The sequence below is a fragment of the Streptomyces sp. HUAS ZL42 genome (assembly GCF_040782645.1).
Classification (GTDB): Bacteria; Actinomycetota; Actinomycetes; order Streptomycetales; family Streptomycetaceae; genus Streptomyces.
The window spans coordinates 8,873,922-8,898,738 of the sequence record NZ_CP160403.1 but is presented as its reverse complement, the minus strand read 5'-3'; the positions used below and the strand labels follow the sequence as shown (position 1 = coordinate 8,898,738).

Annotated in this window: 26 protein-coding genes; 7 read left to right on the top strand and 19 right to left on the bottom strand. The window is 70.3% G+C overall.

The genetic code is table 11. The features are described from left to right. Positions 1-79: 79 nt before the first annotated feature. The 11 genes from ABZO29_RS40630 to ABZO29_RS40580 form a co-directional block, all read right to left on the bottom strand. On the bottom strand, positions 80-1,399 hold the full coding sequence (locus ABZO29_RS40630; protein WP_367325209.1) for a hypothetical protein: 1,320 nt from the start codon (positions 1,397-1,399) through the stop codon (positions 80-82). A 58-nt stretch (positions 1,400-1,457) separates the two neighbouring features. Further along, complete coding sequence (locus tag ABZO29_RS40625; protein ID WP_367325208.1) at positions 1,458-2,390, bottom strand: glutaminase; 933 nt, start codon at positions 2,388-2,390, stop codon at positions 1,458-1,460. Between the two features lie 36 nt (positions 2,391-2,426). Then, positions 2,427-3,836 carry an aspartate ammonia-lyase gene (gene aspA, locus ABZO29_RS40620; RefSeq protein WP_367325207.1) on the bottom strand — a complete coding sequence of 470 codons (1,410 nt, stop codon included), beginning with the start codon at positions 3,834-3,836 and terminating at the stop codon, positions 2,427-2,429. 132 nt (positions 3,837-3,968) lie between these two features. Further along, positions 3,969-4,976 carry an asparaginase gene (locus tag ABZO29_RS40615; protein ID WP_367325206.1) on the bottom strand — a complete coding sequence of 336 codons (1,008 nt, stop codon included), beginning with the start codon at positions 4,974-4,976 and terminating at the stop codon, positions 3,969-3,971. Positions 4,977-5,006: 30 nt separating this feature from the next. Next, positions 5,007-6,449 (bottom strand): amino acid permease, encoded by a 1,443-nt coding sequence (locus ABZO29_RS40610; RefSeq protein ID WP_367325205.1) that lies wholly within the window; start codon positions 6,447-6,449, stop codon positions 5,007-5,009. Further along, positions 6,446-7,123 carry a FadR/GntR family transcriptional regulator gene (locus tag ABZO29_RS40605; protein WP_367326376.1) on the bottom strand — a complete coding sequence of 226 codons (678 nt, stop codon included), beginning with the start codon at positions 7,121-7,123 and terminating at the stop codon, positions 6,446-6,448. Before ABZO29_RS40605 ends, ABZO29_RS40610 begins: the two co-directional genes overlap by 4 nt. 161 nt (positions 7,124-7,284) lie before the next feature. Next, positions 7,285-8,121: an undecaprenyl-diphosphate phosphatase gene (locus ABZO29_RS40600; RefSeq protein WP_367325204.1), complete on the bottom strand. Its 837-nt coding sequence runs from the start codon at positions 8,119-8,121 to the stop codon at positions 7,285-7,287. A gap of 72 nt (positions 8,122-8,193) precedes the next feature. Then, a complete protein-coding gene (gene crcB / locus ABZO29_RS40595) occupies positions 8,194-8,568 on the bottom strand; it encodes a fluoride efflux transporter CrcB (protein WP_367325203.1) in 375 nt (124 codons plus the stop codon). After that, positions 8,565-8,957, bottom strand: a complete 393-nt coding sequence (locus ABZO29_RS40590) for a DUF190 domain-containing protein (protein WP_367325202.1) — start codon at positions 8,955-8,957, stop codon at positions 8,565-8,567. The genes crcB (ABZO29_RS40595) and ABZO29_RS40590 overlap by 4 nt, the downstream gene beginning before the upstream one ends. Beyond that, entirely contained in the window at positions 8,954-9,412 is a 459-nt protein-coding gene (crcB, locus tag ABZO29_RS40585) for a fluoride efflux transporter CrcB (protein WP_367325201.1), read from the bottom strand. Before crcB (ABZO29_RS40585) ends, ABZO29_RS40590 begins: the two co-directional genes overlap by 4 nt. A 74-nt stretch (positions 9,413-9,486) precedes the next feature. Continuing rightward, positions 9,487-10,449: an SMP-30/gluconolactonase/LRE family protein gene (locus ABZO29_RS40580; protein ID WP_367325199.1), complete on the bottom strand. Its 963-nt coding sequence runs from the start codon at positions 10,447-10,449 to the stop codon at positions 9,487-9,489. A 241-nt stretch (positions 10,450-10,690) separates the two neighbouring features. Here ABZO29_RS40580 and ABZO29_RS40575 point away from each other — a divergent pair, with 241 nt between their 5' ends. After that, a complete protein-coding gene (locus ABZO29_RS40575; RefSeq protein WP_367326375.1) occupies positions 10,691-11,503 on the top strand; it encodes a ribonuclease BN in 813 nt (270 codons plus the stop codon). A gap of 34 nt (positions 11,504-11,537) precedes the next feature. Here ABZO29_RS40575 and ABZO29_RS40570 read toward each other — a convergent pair whose 3' ends face one another. The 4 genes from ABZO29_RS40570 to ABZO29_RS40555 form a co-directional block, all read right to left on the bottom strand. After that, positions 11,538-11,825, bottom strand: a complete 288-nt coding sequence (locus ABZO29_RS40570) for a helix-turn-helix domain-containing protein (RefSeq protein WP_367325198.1) — start codon at positions 11,823-11,825, stop codon at positions 11,538-11,540. Positions 11,826-11,960: 135 nt separating this feature from the next. Next, the gene (locus tag ABZO29_RS40565; protein ID WP_367325197.1) at positions 11,961-12,374 is read right to left on the bottom strand and encodes a cytidine deaminase; all 414 of its coding nucleotides are present in this window, start codon (positions 12,372-12,374) and stop codon (positions 11,961-11,963) included. A 138-nt stretch (positions 12,375-12,512) separates the two neighbouring features. Continuing rightward, positions 12,513-14,072, bottom strand: coding sequence for a glycosyl hydrolase 53 family protein (locus ABZO29_RS40560; protein WP_367325196.1), 1,560 nt, complete (start codon positions 14,070-14,072; stop codon positions 12,513-12,515). A gap of 106 nt (positions 14,073-14,178) precedes the next feature. Further along, positions 14,179-16,200 carry a beta-galactosidase gene (locus tag ABZO29_RS40555; protein WP_367325195.1) on the bottom strand — a complete coding sequence of 674 codons (2,022 nt, stop codon included), beginning with the start codon at positions 16,198-16,200 and terminating at the stop codon, positions 14,179-14,181. Between the two features lie 196 nt (positions 16,201-16,396). Here ABZO29_RS40555 and ABZO29_RS40550 point away from each other — a divergent pair, with 196 nt between their 5' ends. The 6 genes from ABZO29_RS40550 (at position 16,397) to ABZO29_RS40525 (ending at position 21,609) form a co-directional block, all read left to right on the top strand. Next, positions 16,397-17,725 (top strand): ABC transporter substrate-binding protein, encoded by a 1,329-nt coding sequence (locus tag ABZO29_RS40550; RefSeq protein ID WP_367325194.1) that lies wholly within the window; start codon positions 16,397-16,399, stop codon positions 17,723-17,725. Further along, positions 17,725-18,699 carry a carbohydrate ABC transporter permease gene (locus ABZO29_RS40545; RefSeq protein ID WP_367325193.1) on the top strand — a complete coding sequence of 325 codons (975 nt, stop codon included), beginning with the start codon at positions 17,725-17,727 and terminating at the stop codon, positions 18,697-18,699. Before ABZO29_RS40550 ends, ABZO29_RS40545 begins: the two co-directional genes overlap by 1 nt. Continuing rightward, positions 18,696-19,601, top strand: a complete 906-nt coding sequence (locus ABZO29_RS40540) for a carbohydrate ABC transporter permease (RefSeq protein WP_367325192.1) — start codon at positions 18,696-18,698, stop codon at positions 19,599-19,601. The genes ABZO29_RS40545 and ABZO29_RS40540 overlap by 4 nt, the downstream gene beginning before the upstream one ends. After that, positions 19,598-20,629 (top strand): LacI family DNA-binding transcriptional regulator, encoded by a 1,032-nt coding sequence (locus tag ABZO29_RS40535; protein ID WP_367325191.1) that lies wholly within the window; start codon positions 19,598-19,600, stop codon positions 20,627-20,629. The genes ABZO29_RS40540 and ABZO29_RS40535 overlap by 4 nt, the downstream gene beginning before the upstream one ends. A gap of 168 nt (positions 20,630-20,797) precedes the next feature. Next, entirely contained in the window at positions 20,798-21,148 is a 351-nt protein-coding gene (locus ABZO29_RS40530; protein WP_367325190.1) for a VOC family protein, read from the top strand. Positions 21,149-21,219: 71 nt separating this feature from the next. Further along, the gene (locus ABZO29_RS40525; protein WP_367325189.1) at positions 21,220-21,609 is read left to right on the top strand and encodes a MarR family winged helix-turn-helix transcriptional regulator; all 390 of its coding nucleotides are present in this window, start codon (positions 21,220-21,222) and stop codon (positions 21,607-21,609) included. Between the two features lie 46 nt (positions 21,610-21,655). On the opposite strand, the gene ABZO29_RS40520 is transcribed toward ABZO29_RS40525, so the two are convergent. The 4 genes from ABZO29_RS40520 to paaC all read right to left on the bottom strand — a co-directional run bounded on the left by ABZO29_RS40520 (position 21,656) and on the right by paaC (position 24,808). Further along, positions 21,656-22,063 carry an SseB family protein gene (locus ABZO29_RS40520; protein WP_367325188.1) on the bottom strand — a complete coding sequence of 136 codons (408 nt, stop codon included), beginning with the start codon at positions 22,061-22,063 and terminating at the stop codon, positions 21,656-21,658. A 292-nt stretch (positions 22,064-22,355) separates the two neighbouring features. Continuing rightward, on the bottom strand, positions 22,356-23,471 hold the full coding sequence (paaE, locus tag ABZO29_RS40515) for a 1,2-phenylacetyl-CoA epoxidase subunit PaaE (RefSeq protein ID WP_367325187.1): 1,116 nt from the start codon (positions 23,469-23,471) through the stop codon (positions 22,356-22,358). After that, positions 23,472-23,987, bottom strand: coding sequence for a 1,2-phenylacetyl-CoA epoxidase subunit PaaD (gene paaD / locus ABZO29_RS40510; RefSeq protein WP_367325186.1), 516 nt, complete (start codon positions 23,985-23,987; stop codon positions 23,472-23,474). It abuts the gene before it with no gap. Continuing rightward, on the bottom strand, positions 23,981-24,808 hold the full coding sequence (gene paaC, locus ABZO29_RS40505; RefSeq protein ID WP_367325185.1) for a 1,2-phenylacetyl-CoA epoxidase subunit PaaC: 828 nt from the start codon (positions 24,806-24,808) through the stop codon (positions 23,981-23,983). Before paaC ends, paaD begins: the two co-directional genes overlap by 7 nt. Between the last annotated feature and the right edge of the window lie 9 nt (positions 24,809-24,817).

Below are 24,817 nucleotides of genomic sequence, written 5' to 3'. Positions count from 1 at the left end.
AACGCCGGGTGGCCGGAAAGCGACCAACTGCCCTCCGGGCGGCGGCCTGCACGTGACCGCCGTGTGATCGACGGTTCGGTCAGGCGAACCGCGAGCTGCGCACCGGACCGGACGACGTCAGCCTGGCCCGGTCACCCTGCAGCCACGAGCCGCGGACGGCGCCGACGAAGGCCGTGAGACTGTCGACCGGGTCCGCCGGCGTCTCGCCGTCGCCCTCGTCCGCCGTCGGGTCGGCACCGAGGATCTCCGCGGCGATGTCCGCCTCGGGGCGGTCGTCGGGCGCCGTCCGCTCGACGTCGCCGTCGTCCCCCTGCCGCAGCCGCCCCTCCCAGGGTGCCGTCGCCGACCGGTGCAGCAGGGTGACGCTGTCGGCGGTGACCACCGGCGGATCGGTCCAGTTGCTCGCGTGCTCGTGGAGCACTTGCCCCGGCGCGCGTTCGAAGAGGTGCCCGAGGGTCTCGGGGCCCTCGTCCGCCTCGGCCACCTCGTTCAGGTCGTACGCGACGACGACGGTGTCCTCCCGTCCGGGAGCGAAGGGCTGCACGGGAAGTCCGAGCAGTTCGGCGGCGGCGAGACCCAGGATGCGGCTGCCGCGGTCGGGCAGCAGGGACACCGAACGCGGCCTTGCGTCGGCGGCCTCGAGCACCGCCTCAAGGCGCAGCAGGCCCTGGAAGCACAGGTCGTAGGAGTCCTGGAGCCATGCGTACCGGCCGGTCATGCCCGCGTCGAAGCCGTACGGGGAGAGCGTGCCCAGTACGGTGCCGCGGATGACGTACTGCCAGCCCCTCAGGTCGGTGAGGTCCAGCGGGGTCACCGGCCCGGCGGCCGCGGCGCGCTCCAGCATGCGGCGCTGGCGGGCCTGGGCGGGGAGCCACATCGAGTCGTCCGGGTCCGTCAGCAGTGCGTGCTGCCGGCGGGCCAGTGGCAGGTCGCCCGCCATGATGGCGTTGAAGACCAGCAGGTAGCGGTCGGGCCAGTCCTCGAAGCCGGTCTCACGGGTGGTCAGCAGCTCGACGGCCTCGTGATGCCGGCCCTCGCGCTCGTAGGCGGCGACGAGTTCACGCATCACCCGCGACGAGCCCGGAACCAGGCGCAGCGCCTCGCGCAGGGCGGGTATCGCCAGGCAGGACACGCCTCGCTCGATGCACGCGTACCCGAAGGCGTAGAGTTCCTGCGCCTTGTCGGGGCGTGGGGCCAGCGCCGTCGCGGCCTCCTGGAGGTCGGTGAAGCCGGCCGATCCCGCCGCCCGGGCGACGACCAGGGCGACCTCTCCCAGTGGCTCGGTCTCGGCGGAGGACCGCAGCAGGCGCAGGGCTCCGGGGATGTCCCCGGCGTCCAGACATTCCCAGGCCTTGAGGAGTTCGGGGGACTTCGGACGGCGATTCCTGCGCGAGAACATGCACAGGATCTTCACCGACCGCCGCCAACGCCTCAACTGCATTTCCCAGGCGGCCTGTTCAGAACACCGACACTCCCGTCAGCGTCGTGAAGCGGTCGAGCGCGGCGACGCCCGCCACCGAGTTGCCCCGCTCGTCCAGCCCGGGGCTCCACACGCACAGCGTGCACCGGCCCGGTACGACCGCGATGATCCCGCCGCCGACGCCGCTCTTGCCGGGCAGGCCGACGCGGTAGGCGAAGTCGCCCGCCGCGTCGTACGTGCCGCATGTCAGCATCACCGCGTTGACCTGCTTGGCCTGGCTGCGGGTGAGCAGCCGGGTGCCGTCGGCGCGGATGCCGTGCCGGGCCAGGAACGTGGTGGCGAGAGCGAGGTCGGCGCAGGACGCCATGAGCGCGCACTGCCGGAAGTACTGGTCCAGCAGGACCGGTACCGGGTTGTCGATGTTGCCGTACGACGCCATGAAGTGCGCGAGGGCCGCGTTGCGGTCGCCGTGCGCGGACTCGGAGGCGGCGACGTCCTTGTCGATGTCCAGGCCCGGGTTGCCGCTCTCCGAGCGGAGGAAGGTGAGCATCTCCCCCGCCGCGTCGCCGGTACGGGTCTGGAGGCGGTCGGTGACGACCAGCGCGCCCGCGTTGATGAACGGATTGCGGGGGATGCCGTTCTCGTACTCCAGCTGGACCAGGGAGTTGAAAGGATTGCCGGAGGGCTCGCGGCCCACGTGCTCCCAGAGTTCGTCGCCCTCGCGGGCCAGGTCGAGGGCGAGAGTGAAGACCTTGGTGATGGACTGCGTGGAGAAGGGCTGCCGCCAGTCCCCCACGCCGTACACAGTGCCGTCCAGTTCCGCGACCGCCATGCCGAAGCGGCGTGGGTCGCAGGCCGCCAGCGCCGGGATGTAGTCGGCCGGCCGGCCGCGGCCGGGCGTCCGCTCGATCTCCTCGGCGATGCGCTCCAGGACCGGCTGGAAGGTCATCGACGACGTCATGATCACCATTGTGCCTCTCCGCCGGTCCCGGTGCGCGTGCGCAGGTCAGGCCAGGGGTGCGCCGCTGCCCGCCAGGACCTCCGGCCGCAGCAGGTCGGCCAGGGTCTCGGCCGGCAACAGGCCCTTCTCCAGCACGAGTTCGGCCACGCCCCGGCCGGTGACGAGGGCCTCCTTGGCGATGTCGGTGGCGGCCGTGTAGCCGATGTGCGGGTTGAGGGCGGTGACCAGGCCGATGGAGTTCTCCACGGTGCGGCGCAGCACCTCGGTGTTGGCGGTGATGCCGTCCACGCAGCGCTCGGCGAGGGTGAGGCAGGCGGCCCGCAGGTGCGTGACCGACTCCGACAGGGAGTGCAGGATGATCGGCTCGAAGGCGTTGAGCTGGAGCTGCCCGGCCTCGGCGGCCATGGTGATGGTGACGTCGTTGCCGATCACCTCGAAGGCGACCTGGTTGACGACCTCGGGGATCACCGGGTTGACCTTGCCCGGCATGATGCTCGAACCGGCCTGCACCGGCGGCAGGTTGATCTCACCGAGACCCGCGCGCGGCCCGGACGACAGCAGGCGCAGGTCGTTGCAGCTCTTGGAGAGCTTGACCGCGATGCGCTTGAGCACGCCGGACATCTGCACGAACGCGCCGCAGTCCTGGGTCGCCTCGACCAGGTTGGCGGCGGTCACCAGCGGAAGTCCGGTGATCCCGGCGAGGTGGCGGCGGGCCGACTCGGCGTATCCGGCGGGGGCGTTGAGGCCGGTGCCGATCGCCGTGGCACCCAGGTTGATCTCATGGATCAGCTCGACGGCCTCGGCAAGACGGGACCGGTCCTCGTCGATCATGACGGCGTACGAGGAGAACTCCTGACCCAGCGTCATCGGCACGGCGTCCTGCAACTGCGTGCGGCCCATCTTGAGCACACTGCGGAACTCGACGGCCTTGCGGGCGAAGGAGTCCTGCAGGACGGACATCGCCTTGAGCAGTCCCCGTACCGCGAACACCGTCGCGATCTTGACGGCGGTCGGGTAGACGTCATTGGTGGACTGGGAGAGGTTGACGTCCTCGTTGGGGTGCAGGAACCGGTACTGGCCCTTGTCGTGCCCGAGCAGTTCCAGCGCCCGGTTGGCGACGACCTCGTTGGCGTTCATGTTGGTCGAGGTGCCCGCTCCGCCCTGGACGACGTCGACGACGAACTGGTCGTGCAGCTTGCCGTCGCGGATCTCGCGGCAGGCGGCGACTATGGCGGCGGCCTTCCCCGGCTCCAGCAGACCGAGTTCCTCGTTGGCGAGGGCGGCGGCCTCCTTCACGGCGGCGAGGGCGTCGACCAGATGCGGGTAGGCGGAGATCGGGGTGCCCGTGATCGGGAAGTTCTCCGTGGCGCGCAGGGTGTGGATGCCCCAGTACGCGTCGGCGGGGACGTCGCGGTCTCCGAGCAGGTCGTGTTCGCTGCGGGTGGCGGCGGTCATGAGGGTGCGGGTGCCTCTTCCTTGAGGTGGGTGGCGTCAGGGCCTGTCCGGCGGATCAAGTCGCAGGGAAGCAGCGGCATCTGGTCGGCGCCGGTGAGCCCCGCGTCTGCGGCATGATCCGCCGGACAGGCCCTAGACGGAGGTGACCGGGTCGAGGGCGCGGACGGGACGGATGCTGCCGACGGGTTCACCACCGCCGAGCAGCGCCTCCCCCGCGAACTCGGTGAGCAGGCCGGGGTCGACCCCGGCCCGGGCGAGGGCGGCCGCGGCGACCGGGATGCGCGCCCGGTTGGCACCGTCGGCGATCTTCACGGCGATCGCGCGGCCGTCCGGGAGCGCGGCGACCTGGACGCCCTCGAAGCCGTCCTTGGCGAGCAGCCCGGGCACGGCCCGCATCAGGGCGGCCACGTCCCGGCCGGAGCCGGAGGCCATCTCGGCGTGCCCGCGCATCGCGTCCGCCACGCGTGCCTCGGGAGTGCCGGGCGCGGCGGTGGTGATGCGGGCGGCGGCACGGGCCAGGCCGTGCAGGGAGATCGAGAACAGGGGTGCGCCGCAGCCGTCGACGGTGACCCGGGCGATGTGCTGTCCGGTGAGGTCCTCGACGATCTCCGCGATGGCCTTCTGGAGGGGGTGCCCGGGGTCGAGGTAGTCCTCCAGGGACCAGCCGTTGAGCCTGCAGGTGTACAGCATGGCCGCGTGCTTGCCGGAGCAGTTCTGGGCGAGCCGGGAGGGCGGTCGGCCCTCCCGCACCCAGACGTCACGGACCGCCGGGTCGTACGGCAGCTCCATGACGTTGCGCAGGTGGTCCTCGGTGACGCCGGCCAGCTCGAGGATGCGCCGGGCGCCGGCAAGGTGGCGTTCCTCGCCGGAGTGGCTGGCCGCGGTCAGTGACAGCAGTTCGCCGTCGAGCGGGAGCCCGGCGCGCACCATGGCGGCGGCCTGGACGGGCTTGAGGGCCGAGCGCGGGTAGAACGCGGCCTCGATGTCGCCAAGCTGGAACTGGACCTCGCCGTCGGCGCCGAGGACGACGACGGAGCCGTAGTGGATGCCCTCGATCACACCACCGCGGTCGAGGTGGGCGACTGGAGCGTGGAGGGGTTCGCGGATCAGGGGTGCGCCCGCGAGCGAACTGCTGTACATCTCTGCCTGGTTGTTGTCGGCCGGCGCGGGTTACGCGTCGGTTCGGATGGTGGACTGGGTGGATGTCCGGCGGCGGATGGCGTACCAGCCCGCGACCAGTGCTCCGGCGATCAGCGGCAGGCACAGGACGGTGGTGCGTCCGGCGCCGCCGTCGGCGTACATGAGGACCAGGACGGAGGCCAGGAAGGCCAGCGTCACCAGCTCGGTCCAGGGGGAGCCCGGCAGTCGGTAGCCGGGGCGGGTCAGTTCGCCCTGCTGGGTCTTCTGCCAGAACAGCAGGTGGCAGATCATGATCATGCCCCAGGTGGACAGGATGCCGATCGCCGCGAAGTTCAGGACGATCTCGAAGGCGTCGGCGGGGACCACGAAGTTGAGGCCGACGCCGAGGACGCAGATGCCGCTGGTGAGCAGGATGCCGCCGAAGGGGACCTGGGTGCGGCTCATCCTCGCGGTGAACTGCGGAGCCGAGCCGTTGACGGCCATGGAGCGCAGGATGCGGCCGGTGGAGTACAGGCCGGAGTTGAGCGAGGACATGGCTGCGGTGAGGACGACGAGGTTCATCACTCCGCCGGCCGCCGGGATGCCGATGTTGGACAGGACGGTCACGAAGGGGCTCTCGCCGGCGGAGTACTTGTTCCACGGCAGCAGCATCGACAGCAGGACGACCGAGCCCACGTAGAACAGGCCCACGCGCCACATGATCGAGTTGATCGCCTTCGGCATGATCTTCTCGGGGTTCTCGGTCTCGCCCGCGGCGACGCCGACCAGTTCGACGGAGGCGTAGGCGAAGACGACGCCCTGGATGATCAGCAGCATGGGCAGCAGGCCGTTGGGGAAGACACCGCCGTTGTCGGTGATCAGGGACGGGCCGGGGGTGGCGCCGTCGACCTGGTGCTGGGTGACCAGCAGGAAGATGCCGATGCACATGAAGACCACGAGCGCACCGACCTTGACGATGGCGAACCAGAACTCCAGTTCGCCGAAGATCTTCACCGAGATCAGGTTCACGGTGAGGACGACGGCCAGGGCGATCAGCGCGATGACCCACTGCGGGATGTCGGAGAACATGCCCCAGTAGTGGGTGTAGGTGGCCACCGCGGTGATGTCGGCGATGCCGGTGGTGGCCCAGTTCAGGAAGTACATCCAGCCCGCGGTGTAGGCGCCCTTCTCGCCGAGGAACTCACGGGCGTACGACACGAAGGCGCCGGAGGACGGGCGGTACAGGACGAGTTCGCCGAGGGCGCGCACGACCAGGAACGCGAAGACGCCGCAGACGGCGTACGCGACGAAGAGGGAGGGGCCGGCGTCGGCGAGACGGCCGCCCGCGCCGAGGAAGAGGCCGGTGCCGATGGCTCCGCCGATGGCGATCATGTTGACGTGCCGGGACTTCAGGGACTTGCTGTAGCCGGCGTCTCCGGCGTCGATGTGACCGGACGATGGGCGCGTCTCTTCTTTGAGGTGCTGCTCGCTCACGCCTCGGGTCCGCCTTCCGTGGGGGTGTCCGTGCGCCCGGGGCGCACGATGTCGGTGAGGGTCGTCTCGACGCGGTCGAGGTGGTGGCTCATGGCCTGCACCGCGTCGTGTTCGGAACCGTCGATCAGCGCCTCGACGATGGCCCGGTGCTCGCGATTGGACTGCTCGCGCCGGCCGCCCAGCTCGTTGAGGAACGCCGACTGACGCGCCAGTGCGTCGCGGATCTCCTCGATGACCCGGCGGAAGACCGGGTTCTGGGCGGCCTCGGCCACGGCCAGGTGGAAGAGGGTGTCCATCGCGACCCACGCGGTGGTGTCCGTCTCCTGCTCCATGCGGTCCAGGAGGTGAGCCAGATGGTCCAGGTTCTCCGGGGTGCGGCGCACCGCCGCATACCCGGCGACCGGGATCTCGACATGGCGGCGGACCTCCAGCAGGTCGCTGGCCGCGTAGTCGCCGAAGGTGGGGTCCTCCACGGCGTTCGCCACGACGAAGGTGCCCTTGCCGGTCTTGGAGACGGTCAGGCCCATCGTCTGCAGAGCCCGGAGGGCTTCGCGCAGCACGGGCCGGGAGACCTCGAGCGTGCGGCACAGCTCCGCCTCGGAGGGGAGCTTGTCGCCGATCGCGTACTCCCCGCGCTCGATGGCGGCACGCAGGTGTGCGAGCACCGCTTCCATGGCGCTCACACGCCGGGGTCCCTGACTGGCTGTCTGGCTGTCTGACAGGTTCACGGGACAGATACTCCGGGGTGGGCGAAGGGTGTGTCAAGGGACGGCATGAAAAGAAGAATTCACGGGGCGTGCGGCCTGAAAACTCCGCACGCCCCAATGTCCGGCGATCAGCTGTTGATCACGTCTGCCCCCAGCAGACCGAACAGCAGCAGGCCCACGACGATCCGGTAGATCACGAACGCGTTGAACGAGTGCTTGGCGACGAACTTCAGCAGCCAGGCGATGGAGGCGTAGGCGACGACGAAGGACACGATCGTGCCGACGGCCAGCGGGGCCGCGCCCGCGCCCGTGCCCAGGGCGTCCTTCAGCTCGTAGAGGCCGGCGCCGGTCAGCGCGGGGATGCCGAGGAAGAAGGAGAGGCGGGTGGCGGCGACCCGGTCCAGGTCGAGCATCAGGGCCGTGGACATGGTGGCGCCGGAGCGCGAGAAGCCCGGGAAGAGCAGCGCGAGGATCTGCGAGCTGCCGACCAGCATCGCGTCCTTGAGCGTGGTGTCGTCCTCGCCGCGCTTGTGCCGGCCCATCTGGTCGGCCGCCCACATCACACCGCTGCCGAGGATCAGCGAGCCCGCGACCACCCACAGCGAGGCGAGCGGTCCCTCGATGAGCGGCTTGGCGGCCAGGCCCACGGCGACGATCGGGATGGTCGCGTAGATCACCCACCAGGCGAACTTGTAGTCGTGGTGGTACCGCTCCTCCTTGTTGAACACCCCGCGGCCCCACGCGGAGACGATCCGCACGATGTCCTTGAAGAAGTACACGAGCACGGCCGCGATCGCGCCGACCTGGATGACCGCCGAGAACCCGACGACGGCGTCGTCGTCGACGGGGATGCCCATCAGCCCCTCGGTGATCTTCAGATGGCCGGTGGAGGAGACCGGCAGGAACTCGGTCACCCCCTCGACGGCTCCGAGGATGACGGCCTGACCGACGGAGATGGCGCTCATGGGATCCAGTTCTTCAGGAGTGGTTCGACGGTGCCGCAGACAGTCCTACCAGGCCCGTGCCAGGGTGACCGCCTAGGACCACACGGCCTCGGCGACACCGGCACCGGCGAAGGCCGCGCCGAGACCCGCCGCCACGCTCGCGACGACATTGGCGGCAGCGTAGAGCCCCGCACCGGTCTCGGTCAGCCGGAGCGTCTCGTACGAGAAGGTCGAGTACGTCGTCAGGGCGCCGCACAGCCCGGTGCCGAGGAGAAGCTGCAGGTGGGACCCTGCGGCTCCGGCCGTGACCGCGCCGGTCAGCAGACCGAGGACCAGGGAGCCGGTGACGTTCACCACGAAGGTGCCCCAGGGGAAGACCGAGTCGTGCCGCGCCTGGACCGCCCGGTCGGTGAGATAGCGGAGCGGGGCGCCGACCATGCCGCCGACGACGACCAGCAGCCAGTTCACAACGACTTCTTACCCTTCCTGTCCGGTTCACCCGGGCTCTGCGCCTGCTCCGGTTCACGGCCGACGTACCTGATGACCTCGCAGTCGTCCAGGGTCACCAGACCCTCGGTGACCAGCTCGTCGAGCTGCGGCAGGAAGGCCCGTACGCGCTCCTCGGAGTCGATGATCACGACCGCCACGGGAAGGTCCTCGCTGAGGGACAGCAGCCTCGAGGTGTGGATCAGGGACGAGGCGCCGAAGCCCTCGATACCGCGGAAGACACTGGCGCCCGCGAGGCCCGCGGCACGGGCCCGGTGCACGATCTCGGTGTAGAGGGGCTTGTGGTGCCAGAGGTCGTTCTCGCCGACGAAGACGGTCAGGCGCAGGGCGCGGCCGGTCAGTCTCATCATCGCTTCCTCCAGGTCAGGACGCGGCGGGTCGCCGCCACCGCGAGCCACACCGCCGTGATGGCCGCGAGCAGGGTCGCGGCGAGGTAGGCCAGTGCCGTGCCTGGACGGCCCGCGTCGAACAGCTTCTGGATGTCGACGGCGTACGTCGAGAAGGTGGTGAATCCGCCGAGCACCCCGGTGCCGAAGAAGGGGCGCAGCAGGCGGTGGGGGGATGACATGGCCTCGGTGACGAGCACCAGGAACACGCCGATCACGGCGCAGCCGACGACGTTGACCCAGAAGGTCGTCCAGGGGAACCCGCCGGTCCGCGCGGGCCACCACAGCGAGGCCGCGTACCGGGCGGCGGCTCCGATGCCGCCGCCGAGCGCGACCACCGCGACGACCGGGAACTGTCCCCGCCGGGCGGGCTGCCGCGGTATGCGGGTGCGGAGGCTCTCGGCTTCCGGGGCTGTCATGTCGTACGTCTCCTGCGTGGGCTACCGTCACCGGGTGTGGAGGTGATCACGGCCGTCAACAGGGTACGCCGGGCTCAGGTCGCGGCCGGCGGCTCGCACACCGCGACGCCCCGCTCCCACAGACTGCCGAGCACGAGGTGGCCGGAGGCCTCGCAGACGCTGGTGACCATGCGGAAACCGGAGTGGCTGCGGGCGAGGTGGTGGACGATCGCACCGTGGTCGTCGACTGCCAGGACTCCGATCGTGCCCGTGGGGCGGAAGGGAGCGCGTACGGCTGCGCGGGCGGCGGTCCGCCGTACGGCGGGGGCGGCGCGGTGGAGCAGATCGAGCGGGGGCACGCGCGGCCCCGCCAGTGAGACCCAGATCGGTCCGTCCGGCCCGCCGCGCCAGAGGTTGTCGGGCATGCCGGGCAGGTTCTCGGCGAAGGGCTCGGCTTGTCCGGCCCGCGGTCCGGTGAGCCGGTAGCGGGTGAGCCGGCGGGCGCCGGTCTCGGCGAGGACCAGGAACGAGCCGTCGGCGCTCGCGGCGAGCCCGTTGGCGAACTGGAGCCCCTCCAACAGCACTTCTGGCGTCTCCTTGCCCGGCGCGAGGCGCAGGAGACGGCCGGTGCCGGTGTGCTCCACCAGGTCGCCGATCCACTGGTCCAGGGGGTAGCGGCGGCTGGTGACCGTGAAGTACACGCTGCCGTCGGACAGGGCGACGACGTTGCTGCAGAACCGCAGCCTCTCCCCCGCCACCTCGTCCGCGAGGACGTGCACGCTGCCGTCGGCGAGGTCGATGCGCAGCAGTCCGCGTTCGGCGTCGCACACCAGCAGGGCGTCGTCCGAGAGGAGTTCGAGTCCGAGCGGACGGCCGCCGGTTTCGGCGAGCACTTCGACGCGGGCGGCGGAGGGCTCGGCCAGGCCGTCGACGCGCAGGATCCGCCCGTCCTCCACACCGGTCAGGACGCGGCCGTGCGCGTCGGCGACGACGTCCTCGGGCCCACGGCCGCCGATCTCGACGTACCGGCGCGGGACGAGTGCGGTGGGGCGGTCCATGGAAGCCTCCTCCTCGAGACAGACCATCCTGGCAGGTATGCGGACCGCCGACCGGGGCACAGCCCCCGTCGGCGGGTTTACGTCGGTGTTTTCCGGCCCACTCAGAACAGCAAGAACGAGAAGAGAGGGTGGTCCCCATGTCACGGTTGGCCCGGGGCCGTGCGGGTCGCCGCCCCTGCAGAGGACTCCGACGGGTCCGGCCTCCTCGTCCGGCAGGGTGTCCGAATTGAACGTCCGCCGAGTGCGCGAGGTGTGGCACGGGCTGGGGTTCGCGGAACTCCACCGGCGCGGCAAGGAGCTGGAGCTGCTGCACCGGGCCATGGGGTTCGGGGCGCTGTCCCTGGTCACGCTCGCGCCGCTGCTGATCGTGCTGGCGGCGGCGGATCCGCTGGGGAAGGGCGGATTCGCGCTGTGGCTGGTGGACGGCATGGATCTGTCCGGCCGGTCGGCCGACGCGCTGGAGCGCGCCTTCGGGCCGCCCCGCAAGGTGGTCAGCACCACCAGCGCGTGGAGCATGGCGCTGCTCGCCCTGTTCGGCGTGTCCTTCGCGTCGAGCGTGCAGAACGGCTATGAGCGCATCTGGAATGCGGCCCCCAACCCGTGGCACCGGGTCCTGCGACAGGTGGCCTGGCTGGTCATGCTCACGGCGTACCTGTACGGGCAGGTGCAGACCCGGAACGTGCTGCAGGGGCCTCCCCGCATCCTGCTCAGCATGGCGCTGGGCGTGCTGTTCTTCTGGTGGGGGCCGCACTTCCTTCTCCACAGCCAGGTGCGCTGGCGCGGCCTGCTGCCCGGTGCCATCGCCACGATGATCGGACTGGTCGGCCTGCGCGGCTTCTCGTACCTGGTGTTCACCCCGCTCCTCGTCACCAACGCGATCAGCTACGGCCCTGTCGGTGCCGTCCTGGTGGTGGAGTCCTGGCTCGTCGGCGTGGGATTCGTCGTGTACGGCGGTGCGATGCTGGGCCGGATCGTGTGGGAGCGGACCGGACACACCGAGGAACCGTCGCAGGACGCGGAGCCCGGGCAGGGGCCGCCAGCGGTGCGTTCCTAGCGGTGGACCGCGCCTGGTGGGAGCGGCGGCCGCGCTACCAGCCCTTCTCAAACATGCGGGCGACTTCGGCGATCCGCACCTCGTCGCGCCGGTAGTACGTGCGCCGCCGGATCCTCCTGGTGCGCAGCATGCCGAGGTCCGCGAGCAGGGTGAGGTGGGTGTGGGCGACCTGGCGGCGCACGCCGAGTTTCGCGGCGACCGTGTCGGCGGTGACACCGTCCTCGACGAGGTCGCCGTGGCGCTGGGGCGGGAAGTGCGCGGCGGGGTGCTTCAGCCATTCCAGGATGTCCAGGCGCGTCTCCCTTGCCGGAGTCCTCAGCATGCGTCCCCCTCTGTCCGAGCCTCCTCGACCGAGTTTTCCCACTGTCGCGCAGTCGACGCCGTCGTGTACGGCACTCGGCGAGCATTGACCGATACCGAACTGACTTACTGGGCAAGCCAGTTCGGTATTCACGGTCTACTCGGCGTCGAGCTGGTGGTCGGCCCAGACGTAGCTTTCGGGCAGCAAGTCGGTGACAGGGACGGTACGGATGCGGTCGCCTTCGCCGACGACGACCTTGAGGGCGGGGAAGTAGTCGAGAAGGACCTGACGGCACCGGCCACACGGGGGAACAACGCCCCGGTCGCGGTCGCCCACGGCCACGATGGTGTCCAGCTCGTAGACGCCCTGGGCGGCCGCCGTGCCGATGAGCACCAGCTCGGCGCAGGGTCCTCCGGTGAAGTGGTAGGCGTTCACCGCCGTGACGATCCGGCCGTCCCGGGTTCGGCCCGCGGCCGCCATGGTGTGGTTGTCGCCCCGGCAGCGGGTTTGCGCGACGTGCGCCGCGGCCTGGATGAGTTCATGGTCGACGTCGTGGGTCTGCGTGGTCATCTTCTCTGCCTTCGTCAGGTGTCCGCCGACGTTGACGCGAGTGACGACGGCATGCAAGCGAATACCGGCGGTGCGCCTGTTCCGCCGGCCGCAGGGGCCCGGCCGCCACACGCCCGGCCGGACCCCTGTGGTGTGGGCTCAGCGGTGGCTGAACCACGCCATCGACGAGAGCGCCTTGTCGTCGTAGCCGAACAGGGCCTGGTTCTCCCAGCCGTTGCCGGAGGAGGCGTCGGTCGGGTCCCAGCCGTTGCCGGTGACCGCGGTCCAGGTCGCCTCCCAGTAGACGACGCCGAGGCCACGGCCGTTCGGGACGGCCTCCACGATGTTCGCCACGGCGTTCATCCAGGCCAGCTGGCCGGCAGCGCTCGCCGGGTAGCCGGAGACGAGCTCACCGGTGGTGTCGATCTGGTTGGTGAGCGAGTCGTCGCTGTCGAGGCGGAAGGGGTAGGCCGTCTCGGCGACGAAGACCGGCTTGCCGTAGCGGGAGGCCGCGTCGTCCAGGGTGGTCTGGAAGTCGTAGAGCGAGCCGTGCCAGTAGCCGTAGTACGACAGGCCGATCGCGTCGAACTTCACGCCGTTGGACACCGCGCTGTCGAACCACCAGCGGGTGCCGGACAGATCGCCGCCCTTGGCGAGGTGGAGAGCCACCGTGGTGGAGGAGCTGACCGCCTTGACGGCGTCGTAGCCGGAGTTGAGCAGACCCGCGAGCTGCGACCAGTTGGACGTGGAACCCTCGTTCCACAGCATGCCGCCGTTGATCTCATTGCCCACCTGGACCATGTCGGCGGTGGTGCCCTGAGCCTTCAACGCGTTCAACACGTCGTACGTGTGGTTGTACACGTCAGTCTTCAGTTGACTGTACGAATGGCTCGCCCAGGCGGCCGGCTTGGACTGCGCCCCCGGATCGGCCCAGGTGTCCGAGTAGTGGAAGTCGACGAGCAGCTTCATGCCGGCGGCCTTGACGCGCTTGGCCATGGCCAGCACGCGGGCCTTGTTGTTGTAGCCGTCGGCCGGGTCGACCCAGACCTTCAGGCGGGCGTAGTTCATGCCGGCGTTCTTGAGGATGGTGACGGCGTCGCCGGTGGTGCCGGAACTGGTCCTGTAGACGCCGCCCTTCGCCTCGCTCTTGGCGAGGGACGAGATGTCGGCGCCCTTGACGGACAGGCCCGTGGTGCCGGACGTGAAGGCGAGGTCGTCAACATTGATCCAGTTGCCGGCGTTCGCGTCACTGTTGATGCTGATGGTGCACTGGTTGTTCGTGACGTTGACCGGGACGACGACATGGATCCATCCGCTCGACGACACCGGAAGGTCGGTGCGCTGTTCGGAACCGCCGCAGTTCTTCAGGGCCAGGTAGGCCGCGTTCTGCCCGCCGCCGGAGCGAACCCAGGCCGTGAGCTTGTAGTTCCCGTTGGTCAGCCCGGACAGGTACTGGTACGTCTCCACCTTGTACGCGGTGGACGCCCAGTGCGACAGACGGTAGCTCCCGCCGTGGCCACCCGCCTCGACGTACGAGGCGCCGGTCGAGCCGTACTCCGACCAGCCGCCGGGGGTGGCCGCGCCGGTGCCGTCGGTCTCGAAGCCGCCGTTGGTGAGAGTGCTTGCCGCCTGCGCGGTCGGGGCGGGCAGGGCGGTGAGGGCGAGCCCGGCGGCGAGCGGCGGCAGCAGGGCCCTGAGGGTGCGTCTGGGATGGAACATCGTCGTCCGTCGTCCCTTCGACGTGATGGGGGTGGGGGTTCCCTCTGGAGGTGAGGGACCCTCTCCGCCCGCGGCTCGCGGCTCCACGGGCGGAGAGGGAGTCGGCTCAGCCGTCGAGCCGTACGACCCGGACGGCTCCCGCCGGGACCGCGAGGCGGCCGGCGGCACGCTCGCCCGTCAGCAGCTCGGTGCCGTGCGCGTCGAGCGGCACCTTGGCGTCGGTGGCGGAGTGGTTGATCGCGAACAGATAGGTGCTCGACCCGCCGGAGCGGCGCACCACCTCGACGTCGCGCGGGAGCTCGGCCCGCGGGGCCATGCGCGCGTCCTCGACGGCCCAGCCGAGGAGCGCGTCCAGGCCCTCGGCGCCGAGGCGGGTGGAGACGTACCAGGCAGTGCCCTCGCCCAGGCGGTGCCGGGTGACGGCGGGACGGCCGGCGGTGAGACCGTCGGCGTACGTCCAGACGGTCTCGGCGCCGCGCGGCACGACGAACTCCGTCCACACGTCGCCGCCGAGCTCGGAGCCGTCGGGGCCGGTGAGGCGCACCCGCTCGCCCGGGAGAAGCGGCGAGAACTCCTCGACGGTCAGGCCGAGGACGTCCCGCAGCACGCCGGGGTACGCGCCCTCGTGGACGGCGTCGTGCTCGTCGACGATGCCGGAGAAGTACGACACGACGAGGGTGCCGCCGTTCTCGACGTACTCCCCGAGGTTGCGGCCCGCCGCCTCGGTCGTCAGATACAGGGCGGGCACGACGACAAGGGGATACCTCGACAAGTCGGCTTCCGGATGGGCGAAGTCGACCGTGAGGTGGCGGTCGTAGAGGGCCTCGTAGAAGGCGTCGGCGCGCTCGCGCGGGTCGTGGTCCTCGCTGGGCCGCCACTGCAGGTTCTGCGCCCACCAGGAGTGCCAGTCCCAGAGCATCGCCACGTCGGCCTGCGTGCGGGTGCCGCGGATCGTGCTCAACGAGTCGAGGGACGCGCCGAGTTCGACCACCTCGCGCCACACGCGCGTGTCGGTGCCGCCGTGCGGCAGCATCGCCGAGTGGAACTTCTCGGCGCCGCGCCGGGACTGCCGCCACTGGAAGAACATGGCGCCGTCGGAGCCGCGCGCCACGTGGGCGAGGGAGTTGCGGGCCATCTGGCCGGGGGCCTTGGCCGGGTTGCGCGGCTGCCAGTTGATGCCCGAGGTGGAGTGCTCCAGAAGGAGCCAGGGGGCGCCGCCGCCGACGGAGCGGGTGAGATCGGCGGCCATCGCGAGGTTGACGTGGGTGCGGCGGCCGTCGGTGATCAGGTAGTGGTCGTTGGTGACGATGTCGACCTCGCGGCCCCAGGCCCAGTAGTCGACGGAGTCGCACTGGCTGAGGGCGGTCATGAAGTTGGTCGTGACCGGGACGCCGGGCGACAGGCGGTGCAGGATGTCCCGCTCCATGCGGAAGTTCTCGAGCATGGTGGCGTCGGCGAAGCGCTTGTAGTCCAGTGCCTGGCCGGGGTTGCCGACAGTGGGCGTGACACGCGGCGGGTTGATCTGGTCGAAATCCGTGTACCGCTGGCCCCAGAAGGCGGTGCCCCAGGCCTCGTTGACCGCCTCGACGGTGCCGTAGGTCGTCCGCAGCCAGCCGCGGAAGTGGGCGGCGCAGGAGTCGCAGTAGCAGGCGGAGACGGGGACGCCGTATTCGTTGTGCACGTGCCACATCGCGAGGGCGGGATGGTCGCCGTAGCGCTCCCCCAGCTCGGTCGTGATGGCCTCGGCGGCCGCGCGGTAGTCGGCGTTGCTGTGACAGATGGCGGCGCGGGAGCCGAACTCGTAGCGCACGCCTTCGGCGGTCACGGGGAGGGCGTCGGGGTGGGCCCGGTAGAACCAGGCGGGCGGCGTCACGGTGGGGGTGCCCAGGTCGACGCGGATGCCGTTCTCGTGCAGCAGGTCGAGGAGACGGTCCAGCCAGCCGAAGTCGTACACACCGGGCGTGGGCTCGAGCAGCGCCCAGGAGAAGATCCCGACGCTCACCATCGTGACACCGGCCTCCCGCATGAGCCGGACGTCCTCGTGCCAGACGCTTTCCGGCCACTGCTCGGGGTTGTAGTCCCCACCGAAGGCGAGCCTGGTGAGGACCCTGGGGGTGGTCTCCGGCATGGATCTCTCCCGATGTGTCGATCATTTGGGAACGTGCACAGACGTCGGTGGCGGTGCGAGCCCAACATAACCGCACAGCAACAACCATTGACAAGTGTCCTGGATGTTTCTCTACTGTGAACGCTCACAGAAGCACACCGCGCATGGCCGGTCTGCTGATCCACCGCCTTCAGGCCCTTGTCAGGGGAGATACTCCATGCAGTTCACGATGCGCCGCCGCCTCGTGGCCACCTCGATCGCCGTGGCCCTCGGTGCCACCACCCTCGCCGCCTGCAGCTCCGGCTCCGAGGACAAGGGCTCGGCCGACTCCGGCCCCGTCTCGCTGACCTACTGGGCCTGGGCACCGGGCATGGACAAGGTCGCCGCGATCTGGAACAAGGGGCCGGGCAAGGAGGCGGGCATCCAGGTCACGGTGAAGAAGCAGGCGTCCGGCGACGAGCTGGTCACCAAGATCATCACCGCGGCCAAGGGCAAGAAGGCCCCCGACCTGGTGCAGGCCGAGTACCAGGCGATACCCACGCTCGTCAGCAACGACGTCCTCGCCGACATCACGGACGAGGTGAAGGACGCCAAGAGCAAGTTCGCCTCCGGCATCTGGCAGCAGGTCACCCTCGGCACCGACAGCGCGTACGCGATCCCCCAGGACTCCGGGCCGCTGATGTTCTACTACCGGCAGGACCTGTTCAAGAAGTACGGCCTGACGGTCCCCACCACCTGGGACGAGTTCGCGGAGACCGCCCGCAAGCTCAAGAAGGCGGACTCCTCGAAGGCGCTGACCACGTTCTCCGCCAACGACTCGGGGCTCTTCGCGGGCCTCGCCCAGCAGGCCGGCGCCAAGTGGTGGACCGCAGAGGGCGACAAGTGGAAGGTCGCCATCGACGACGACGCCAGCAAGAAGGTCGCCGACTTCTGGGGCGGTCTGGTCGCGGAGGGCGCGATCGACAACCAGCCGATGTACACCCCCGCCTGGAACAAGGCACTCAACACCGGCACACAGATCGCCTGGGTCAGCGCGGTCTGGGCACCGGGCGTACTGACCACCGCGGCCCCGGACACCGCCGGGAAGTGGGCGATGGCCCCGCTGCCGCAGTGGAGTGCGGGTGAGAACGCCACCGGCAGCTGGGGCGGCTCCTCCACCGGCATCACCAACGACTCCCAGCACAAGGAGGCCGCGGCCAAGTTCGCCACCTGGCTGAACACCGACGAGGAGGCCCTCGCCGCGATGGTGAAGGAGGGCGGCATCTACCCGGCCGCCACCGCCGCCCAGACCGGCAGTGCCCTGTCCAAGGCCCCGGACTTCTTCTCCAACCAGCCGGACTTCTACACCGAGGCCGCCGAGATCGCGAAGGCCACCGCGCCGTCCGCCTGGGGCCCCAACGTCAACGTGGCCTACACGACCTTCAAGGACGCGTTCGGCAACGCGGCCAAGGCCAAGAACAAGGCGGCGTTCGGCTCCGCGCTGACCGCCATGCAGGACGACACCGTCGCCGACCTGAAGAAGCAGGGCTTCGAGGTCGCCGAGTGATGTCCGGCACCACCGTGAACACCGGCAAGGCGGCGCACGGCTTCGGCCGTGCGCCCCGCGCCCGCGCCACCAGCGGCCGCGTACGGCGCGCCCCGTACGCCTTCCTTCTCCCGGCCGTCGTCCTGTTCCTGCTGTTCTTCGTCCTGCCCATCGGATACGCGGTCTACCTCAGCCTCCGCAAGGTCGAGGTCAAGGGCCTCGGCCTGGGGTCCGGCGCCCGTAGCGAGGTATGGACGGGGCTGTCCAACTACACCGCCGCGCTCTCCGACTCCGAGCTGCTGAACGGCGCCCTGCGCGTCCTGGGCTACGGAGCGATCGTCGTCCCCGTGATGCTCGGCTCCGCGCTGCTCTTCGCGCTGATGCTGGACACCGACCGGGTGCGGCTCACCTCCTTCACCCGGCTGGCGATCTTCCTTCCCTATGCCATCCCCGGCGTGATCGCGGCCCTGCTGTGGGGCTTCCTGTACCTGCCGAGCGTCAGCCCCTTCTACTTCCTGCTCGACAAGGCGGGCCTGCCCGAGCCCAACCTGCTCGACGGCGGACCGCTGTTCATCGCGCTGTCGAACATCGCGATCTGGGGCGGCACCGGCTTCAACATGATCGTCATCTACACCTCGCTCAAGGCCATCCCGGCCGAGGTCTACGAGGCGGCGAAACTGGACGGCTGCTCCCAGCTGCAGCTCGCCCTGCGGATCAAGATCCCGATGGTGGCGCCGTCGCTGGTGCTCACGTTCTTCTTCTCGATCATCGCGACGCTGCAGGTGTTCGCCGAGCCGACCACGCTCAAGCCGCTGACCAACTCCGTCTCCACGACCTGGAGTCCGCTGATGAAGGTGTACCAGGACGCCTTCGGCAACAACGACATCTACTCGGCCGCCGCCCAGGCCGTGATCATCGCTGTCGCCACGCTCGTCCTGTCCTTCGGATTCCTGCGCGTCGCGAACGCCCGCTCCAAGCAGGAGGAAGCCCGATGAGTTCTCTTGCCGTCCGGAAGACCGCCCCGGTCGTCGGCACCACGCCCGGCACCGTCCAGGGGCCGCCCCTGCGCCGCCGTATCGCCTTCGTCCCCACCCTCGTCCTGCTGCTCGGGGCCGTGTACTGCCTCCTGCCGGTGGCCTGGGTGGTCATGGCCGCCACCAAGTCGGGCAAGGAGCTGTTCTCCACCCTGACCCTGATTCCGGGCACGGGGTTCGCCGACAACCTCGCGGACCTCAACGCCTACCGTGACGGCATCTACTGGCAGTGGATGGGCAATTCGGCCCTCTATGCGGGCCTCGGCGCGCTGCTGTCGACCGCGGTCTCCGCCGTCTCGGGCTACGCCCTGGCCGTCTACCGCTTCCGCGGCCGCGAGACCGTCTTCAACATCCTGCTGGCGGGCGTTCTGATGCCGCCGGTCATCCTCGCCATCCCGCAGTACCTGCTGCTGGCCAAGGCGGACCTGACCGACTCCTACGCCTCCGTGCTGCTGCCGCTGATCCTCTCCCCGTACGGGATCTACCTGGGCCGGATCTACGCCGCCGCGGCCGTGCCGGCCGACGTGGTCGAGGCAGGGCGGATGGACGGGGCCGGGGAGTGGCGGATCTTCGCGCGGATCGGGCTGCCGATGATGGTGCCCGGCCTGGTGACGATCTTCCTCTTCCAGTTCGTGGCGATCTGGAACAACTTCCTGCTGCCCTACATCATGCTGAGCGACGACGAGAAGTTCCCCATGACGCTCGGCCTGTTCACGCTGCTCGCCCAGGGCTACAGCCAGCCGGCGCTCTACACCCTGGTCATCACGGGCGCGCTGCTCGCGATCATCCCGCTCATCGCGTTGTTCCTCGTCATCCAGCGCTTCTGGAGCCTCGATCTGCTCTCCGGAGCCGTAAAGTCATGACCATGAGCAACACGGGGGGCCGGCGCAAACCGCCGACCATTCACGACGTGGCGCGCGTGGCGGGAGTCTCCCGGGGCACCGTGTCGCGCGTGCTCAACGGCGGCCACTACGTCAGCCCGGCGGCACAGGAAGCGGTCAACGCGGCGATCCGCAAGACGGGGTACGTCGTGAACCGGCATGCCCGCTCCCTGATCACGGGCCGTTCCGACTCGATCGGCTTCCTGCTGACCGAACCGCAGGAGAAGCTGTTCGAGGACCCCAACTTCAACGTCCTGTTGCACGGTTGCACCCAGGCGCTGGCCGCGCACGACATCCCCCTGCTGCTGATGCTGGCGGGCACGGAGGACGAACGGCGCCGGATCATGCGGTACATCACCGCGGGCCACGTCGACGGCGTGCTGCTCGTCTCCAGCCACTCCGGCGACACCGTCGCCGAGGAGCTGCGTGAGGCGGGGGTGCCGCTCGTGCAGTGCGGCAAGCCCATGGGTCCCGGCTCCAAGGTGAGTTACGTGGCGGCGGACGACCGGGACGGCGCCCGGGACATGGTGCGCCACCTGCTGTCGCTGGGCCGACGCCGGATCGGCGTGGTGAGCGGCCCGCTCGACACGCCGGGCGGTGTCGATCGCCTCGCCGGCTACAAGGAGACGCTCACGGAAGCGGGCGTCGAGGTCGACGAGCGGCTCATCGTGTCCGGCGACTACAGCCGGGCCAGCGGTGCGGCGGGCGCCGAGAAGCTGCTCGCGCAGGCACCGGACATGGACGCGGTGTTCGTCGCCTCCGACCTGATGGCACAGGGCGTCCTGGCCACCCTGCACCGGGCGGGCCGACGGGTCCCCGAGGACGTGTCCGTGGGCGGCTTCGACGACTCCGCCGCGGCGACGGAGGCGACCCCCGCCCTCACCACGATCCGCCAGCCCTACGACCGCATCAGCGCCGAGATGGTGCGGGTGCTGCTGGCACAGATCGGCGGCGAGGACCCTGTGGCGGTGATCCTGCCGACGGAGCTGGTCAGACGAGAGTCGGCCTGACGCCCGGAGCGACGGGCATCGGCAGGGCCGGCAACGGCCGGCCCTGCAACCGGTCAGGATCGAAGAAGCCGTGCGCGCCTCCCCCGGCCTAGCGTGAAACCACCGACGACATCCGTCGGTGCGCCGCCGACGCGCCGCGTCGGACCGGGTTTCACCAAGGAGCACGCCATGACTGCCGGCCTCAGGACGATCATCTACCCCGTCAAGGACCTCGCCCGTGCGAAGGCCGTGTTCAGCACCCTGCTGGATGCCGAGCCCTATGCGGACGAGTCGTACTACGTCGGTTTCAAGGACTCCGGCCAGGACGTGGGCCTCGACCCGAACGGGCACGCCAAGGGGATGACCGGTCCGGTCCCCTACTGGCACGTCGAGGACATCCGGGCCCGGCTGCAGGCCCTGCTGGACGCGGGCGCCGAGCTGTTGCAGGACGTGCAGGACGTCGGCGGCGGAAGGCTGATCGCGTTGGTGAAGGACCTCGACGGCAATCTGATCGGGGTGATCCAGGACCAGTCCGCCTGAGGGACCGGATTGCTTGCACCCGCACTAGTTGCATAGTCAATAATTGGCCGGATCGGTGTTACCGTGCGGGTATGGCAGCGGAGACGGCCGGCGCCGGCCTCGAGGAACGTTGGCGGGACATCCTGTCGGTGCACGCGCGCACGATGTGCGAGATAGACCGCGCGCTGCATCCGCACGGCCTGGGCGCGAGCGACTTCGAGGTCCTCGACATCCTCGCCGCCGAGTCGCCCCGTGAGGGCGACCAGTGCCGGGTGCAGAACCTCGCCGGACGGGTGCATCTCAGCCAGAGCGCCCTCTCCCGCCTCATCGGCCGGCTCGAGAAGGACGGCCTGGTGGAGCGCTCCGTGTGCGTGGAGGACCGGCGCGGGGTGTGGGTCGCCCTGACATCCAAGGGCCGCGAGCTGCATGCGGCGGTGCTGCCGCTGCAGCGGCAGGTGCTGGAGCGGATGCTGGGCGAGTAGCCGGCAGGATCGGTGCCGGGGGACCGCGGAGGGTCCCCGGCCTCCTTCAGCCCTGAGGTCGGGCCAGCAGGGTCCGTACTCCCTCGGAGGTGAGCGTGAGGGGGTGGGACGAGCCGGCGTCGATGGCGAGCGCCAGGTCGCCGGCCGGCCACTGCGCGGCGAGCGCGCCCAGCGGCACCAGGCGGTACCGCGAGACGAACGGCAGCAGCTCGGCCATCGCGGGCTCCGAGGTGAACACCGGCACCACCGGATCGCCGCCCTGTTGCTCGAGGACGGGCAGCGCCACCGCGGACGGATCGGTGGCGTCCTCCGGATCGGCGTCGTCGGGCACGGGGACGAGCACATCGCTGCTCGCGAGTGTGTCCAGCGCCGCCGTGTCCTCCGTGTTCACGGCCAGCGCGTCCAGCGCCAGCTCAGCCGGTGTGGAGCTGTGGTCGTTGGCGGGTGTCTCCATGGCAGATCCCCTGGTAGCGACGGACGTGCGAGCCGCCCGGGCCAAGATCGCTCCCGGGTGCGGTCTCCCTCGCGTACCCGATCGGCGGCGGACCATGCGTGGCGCCCGTCAGGGAATCGGCGCGATGTGGTCCGAGGGCAGGCCCAGCCGGGCGCAGCCGACCCGGCGGGCCGGCGGTTCGGCCCCACGGGCTGTCGGGCTCGGCGAAGACATGCTGCATGTCGATGACGGTGAACAGACCGGCCGCACCTCGCGGGCCCCGCAGAGGCAGGGCCCGCTCGCTCGTCGCGACTCAGCTGTCGAAGTCGACGGTCAGGGAGTCGGAGACCGGGTACGACTGGCAGGTGAGGACATAACCGGCGTCGACCTCGGCGGGTTCGAGGGCGAAGTTGCGCCGCATGTCGGCCTTGCCGTCGGTGACCAGGGCCCGGCAGGTGCCGCAAACGCCGCCCTTGCAGGCGAACGGCAGGTCGGGGCGGGTCTTCTGGGCGCCGTCGAGGATGGACCGCTCCCTGGGGAGGGTGGAGGTGGTGGAGCGGCCGTCGAGGGTGATGGTGACCTGGCTGACGGGCCCCTCGGCGGCGGCGTCCTTGTGGTGCACTTCCCGTACGGGCTCGTCGTCGGCGTAGAACAGCTCCTGGTGAACGCGTTCTGCCGGCACCCCAAGGCCTTTGAGTACGTCCTGAGCGTCCCGCACCATGCCGTGCGGGCCGCACAGCCACCAGTGGTCCGCCGTCTGCACGTCGACCAGCGAATCGATGAGCGCCGAGAGCCGCTCGGCGTCCAGGCGCCCGGAGAGCACTTCGGCCTCGCGGGGTTCGCGGGAGAGCACATGGGCGAGGTGGAAGCGGGTCGGGTAGAGGTCCTTCAGGTCCGCCAGTTCGTCGGCGAACATCACGGTGCCGGTGCGGCGGTTGCCGTAGAAGAGGGTGACGGTCGAGCGGTCGTCGGCGGCCAGGACGGACTCGGCGATGGACACCATGGGGGTGATGCCGGAGCCCGCGGCGATCAGCACATGGTGGGCAGGTGTCCCGATGTCGGGGGTGAAGGCGCCGGTGGGGCCCATCACTTCAACGGTGTCGCCGGGGCGTACGTCACCCACCAGCCAGGACGAGAACAGGCCGCCCGGCACCACGCGTACGCCGATGCGCGGCACGGTACCGGCGGGCGAGCAGATCGAGTACGAGCGGCGCTCGTCACGGCCGTCGACCTCCCGCCGCAGCGTGAGCGACTGGCCCGGCGCGAAGGCGAACTCCTCGGCCAGTTCGGCGGGGATGTCGAAACTGACGGCCACCGCGTCCTCGCACAGCGGCTGGACGGCGGCGACCCGCAGCGCGTGGAAGGCCGGACGGCGGCGGGCGCGCGGACGTACCGCGGTGGCCGTCGGTTCTTCTCTCAGGCCTTCCATTCAGATCTCCTTGACGTACTCGAACGGCTCGCGGCAGGCGAGGCAGCGCCACAGCGCCTTGCAGGACGTGGCGGCGAAGCGTGAGGTCTCCTCGGTGTCCGGCGAACCGCAGCGGGGGCAGGGCACCGAGCGCCGGGTGGTCGACAGCGTGAGCGGGACGGGACCGGTGGTGCGCCGGGGTGCGGCACCGGGCGGGGCGATGCCGTGCTCGGCGAGCTTGCGGCGGCCGGCCGCAGTGATCCAGTCGCTGGTCCAGGGCGGATCGAGGACCGTACGGATCTCCACACGCGCGTACCCCGCGGCTCGCAGCCGTGCGGCGACGTCCGCGCGCATCTCGGCCATGGCCGGGCAGCCCGAGTAGGTCGGCGTCAGACTCGCGACCACGGTTCCGTCCCCGGTCACCTCGACGCCGCGCAGGACTCCGAGGTCGGCGAGGGTGAGCATGGGCAGCTCGGGGTCCGGCACCTGCTCGGCGACGTGCCGGGCGCGCCGCGAATCCAGCAGGGTCGTCACCATGTCGCCTCCGGGTGGGCCCGGGCCACGCTCTGCAACTCCTCCAGCAGCGGCGCGAGATGCTCGGTGTGCCGGCGCTCGCGGCCGGCCCCGGGCAGCGGCCGGTACCCCGGCATGGGCAGTCCGGCCGCCTCGGTGACCTGGCGAAGGACGGCGACGACGTCGTCCCGTACGTCGCAGGCCGTGAACAACTCGCCCAGATACGGCCCGACTTGTTCCAGGGCCTTGCGCATTCGCCGCTGCGACTCCTCCGTGCCGTCGCCGAGGCGCACGGCCCAGTCGGCCGCGTACTGCCGGTGGTACGTCAGCTCCTTGACACCCTTGGCCGCGACCGCCGCGAGAACCGGATCCGGGTGGGACATGAGCCGTTCGAAGTGGGCGAGGCGCCAGCTGGACAGCACCAGCAACCGCACGATCGAGAACGCGAAGTCCCCGCCCGGCAGTTCGGCCAGGCGTACGTTGCGGAAGTCGCCGGCGTCCCGGAAGTAGGCGTACGCGTCCTCGTCGCGCCCGGTGCCGTCGACCTGGCCGGCGCGCGCGTACAGCAGGCGGGCCTGGCCGAGCAGGTCGAGACCGATGTTGGCCAGGGCCACCTCCTCCTCCAGTTCGGGAGCGCGGGTGATCCACTCGGCCAGCCGCTGGGCGCAGACCAGGGCGTCGTCGGCGAGGGCCACGCAGTCCGCGGCCAGTCGCCCGGCGTCGACGCCCTCCGGCACGGACGTGTCCACACCGTGCAGGGGGTCCTCGAAGCCGGTGCCGTAGGCCCAGCGGGCGTCGTCCTCGTGTCCCTCGGCGAGGGTCATGTAGACGTGGTCGTCACTCATGCCCTGCTC

Coding starts and splice junctions, on each gene's coding strand:
- ABZO29_RS40615 (WP_367325206.1), bottom strand. CDS start 4,976: ATGTACAGCAGTTCGCTCGCGGGCGCACCCCTGATCCGCGAACCCCTC.
- paaC (WP_367325185.1), bottom strand. CDS start 24,808: ATGAGTGACGACCACGTCTACATGACCCTCGCCGAGGGACACGAGGAC.
- paaD (WP_367325186.1), bottom strand. CDS start 23,987: ATGGTGACGACCCTGCTGGATTCGCGGCGCGCCCGGCACGTCGCCGAG.
- ABZO29_RS40590 (WP_367325202.1), bottom strand. CDS start 8,957: ATGATGAGACTGACCGGCCGCGCCCTGCGCCTGACCGTCTTCGTCGGC.
- ABZO29_RS40580 (WP_367325199.1), bottom strand. CDS start 10,449: ATGGACCGCCCCACCGCACTCGTCCCGCGCCGGTACGTCGAGATCGGC.
- ABZO29_RS40525 (WP_367325189.1), top strand. CDS start 21,220: ATGGCAGCGGAGACGGCCGGCGCCGGCCTCGAGGAACGTTGGCGGGAC.
- ABZO29_RS40560 (WP_367325196.1), bottom strand. CDS start 14,072: ATGTTCCATCCCAGACGCACCCTCAGGGCCCTGCTGCCGCCGCTCGCC.
- aspA (WP_367325207.1), bottom strand. CDS start 3,836: ATGACCGCCGCCACCCGCAGCGAACACGACCTGCTCGGAGACCGCGAC.
- ABZO29_RS40545 (WP_367325193.1), top strand. CDS start 17,725: ATGTCCGGCACCACCGTGAACACCGGCAAGGCGGCGCACGGCTTCGGC.
- ABZO29_RS40530 (WP_367325190.1), top strand. CDS start 20,798: ATGACTGCCGGCCTCAGGACGATCATCTACCCCGTCAAGGACCTCGCC.
- paaE (WP_367325187.1), bottom strand. CDS start 23,471: ATGGAAGGCCTGAGAGAAGAACCGACGGCCACCGCGGTACGTCCGCGC.
- ABZO29_RS40540 (WP_367325192.1), top strand. CDS start 18,696: ATGAGTTCTCTTGCCGTCCGGAAGACCGCCCCGGTCGTCGGCACCACG.
- ABZO29_RS40625 (WP_367325208.1), bottom strand. CDS start 2,390: ATGGTGATCATGACGTCGTCGATGACCTTCCAGCCGGTCCTGGAGCGC.
- ABZO29_RS40565 (WP_367325197.1), bottom strand. CDS start 12,374: ATGACCACGCAGACCCACGACGTCGACCATGAACTCATCCAGGCCGCG.
- ABZO29_RS40550 (WP_367325194.1), top strand. CDS start 16,397: ATGCAGTTCACGATGCGCCGCCGCCTCGTGGCCACCTCGATCGCCGTG.
- ABZO29_RS40520 (WP_367325188.1), bottom strand. CDS start 22,063: ATGGAGACACCCGCCAACGACCACAGCTCCACACCGGCTGAGCTGGCG.
- ABZO29_RS40630 (WP_367325209.1), bottom strand. CDS start 1,399: ATGTTCTCGCGCAGGAATCGCCGTCCGAAGTCCCCCGAACTCCTCAAG.
- ABZO29_RS40600 (WP_367325204.1), bottom strand. CDS start 8,121: ATGAGCGCCATCTCCGTCGGTCAGGCCGTCATCCTCGGAGCCGTCGAG.
- ABZO29_RS40570 (WP_367325198.1), bottom strand. CDS start 11,825: ATGCTGAGGACTCCGGCAAGGGAGACGCGCCTGGACATCCTGGAATGG.
- ABZO29_RS40555 (WP_367325195.1), bottom strand. CDS start 16,200: ATGCCGGAGACCACCCCCAGGGTCCTCACCAGGCTCGCCTTCGGTGGG.
- ABZO29_RS40535 (WP_367325191.1), top strand. CDS start 19,598: ATGACCATGAGCAACACGGGGGGCCGGCGCAAACCGCCGACCATTCAC.
- ABZO29_RS40605 (WP_367326376.1), bottom strand. CDS start 7,123: ATGGAAGCGGTGCTCGCACACCTGCGTGCCGCCATCGAGCGCGGGGAG.
- crcB (WP_367325201.1), bottom strand. CDS start 9,412: ATGACAGCCCCGGAAGCCGAGAGCCTCCGCACCCGCATACCGCGGCAG.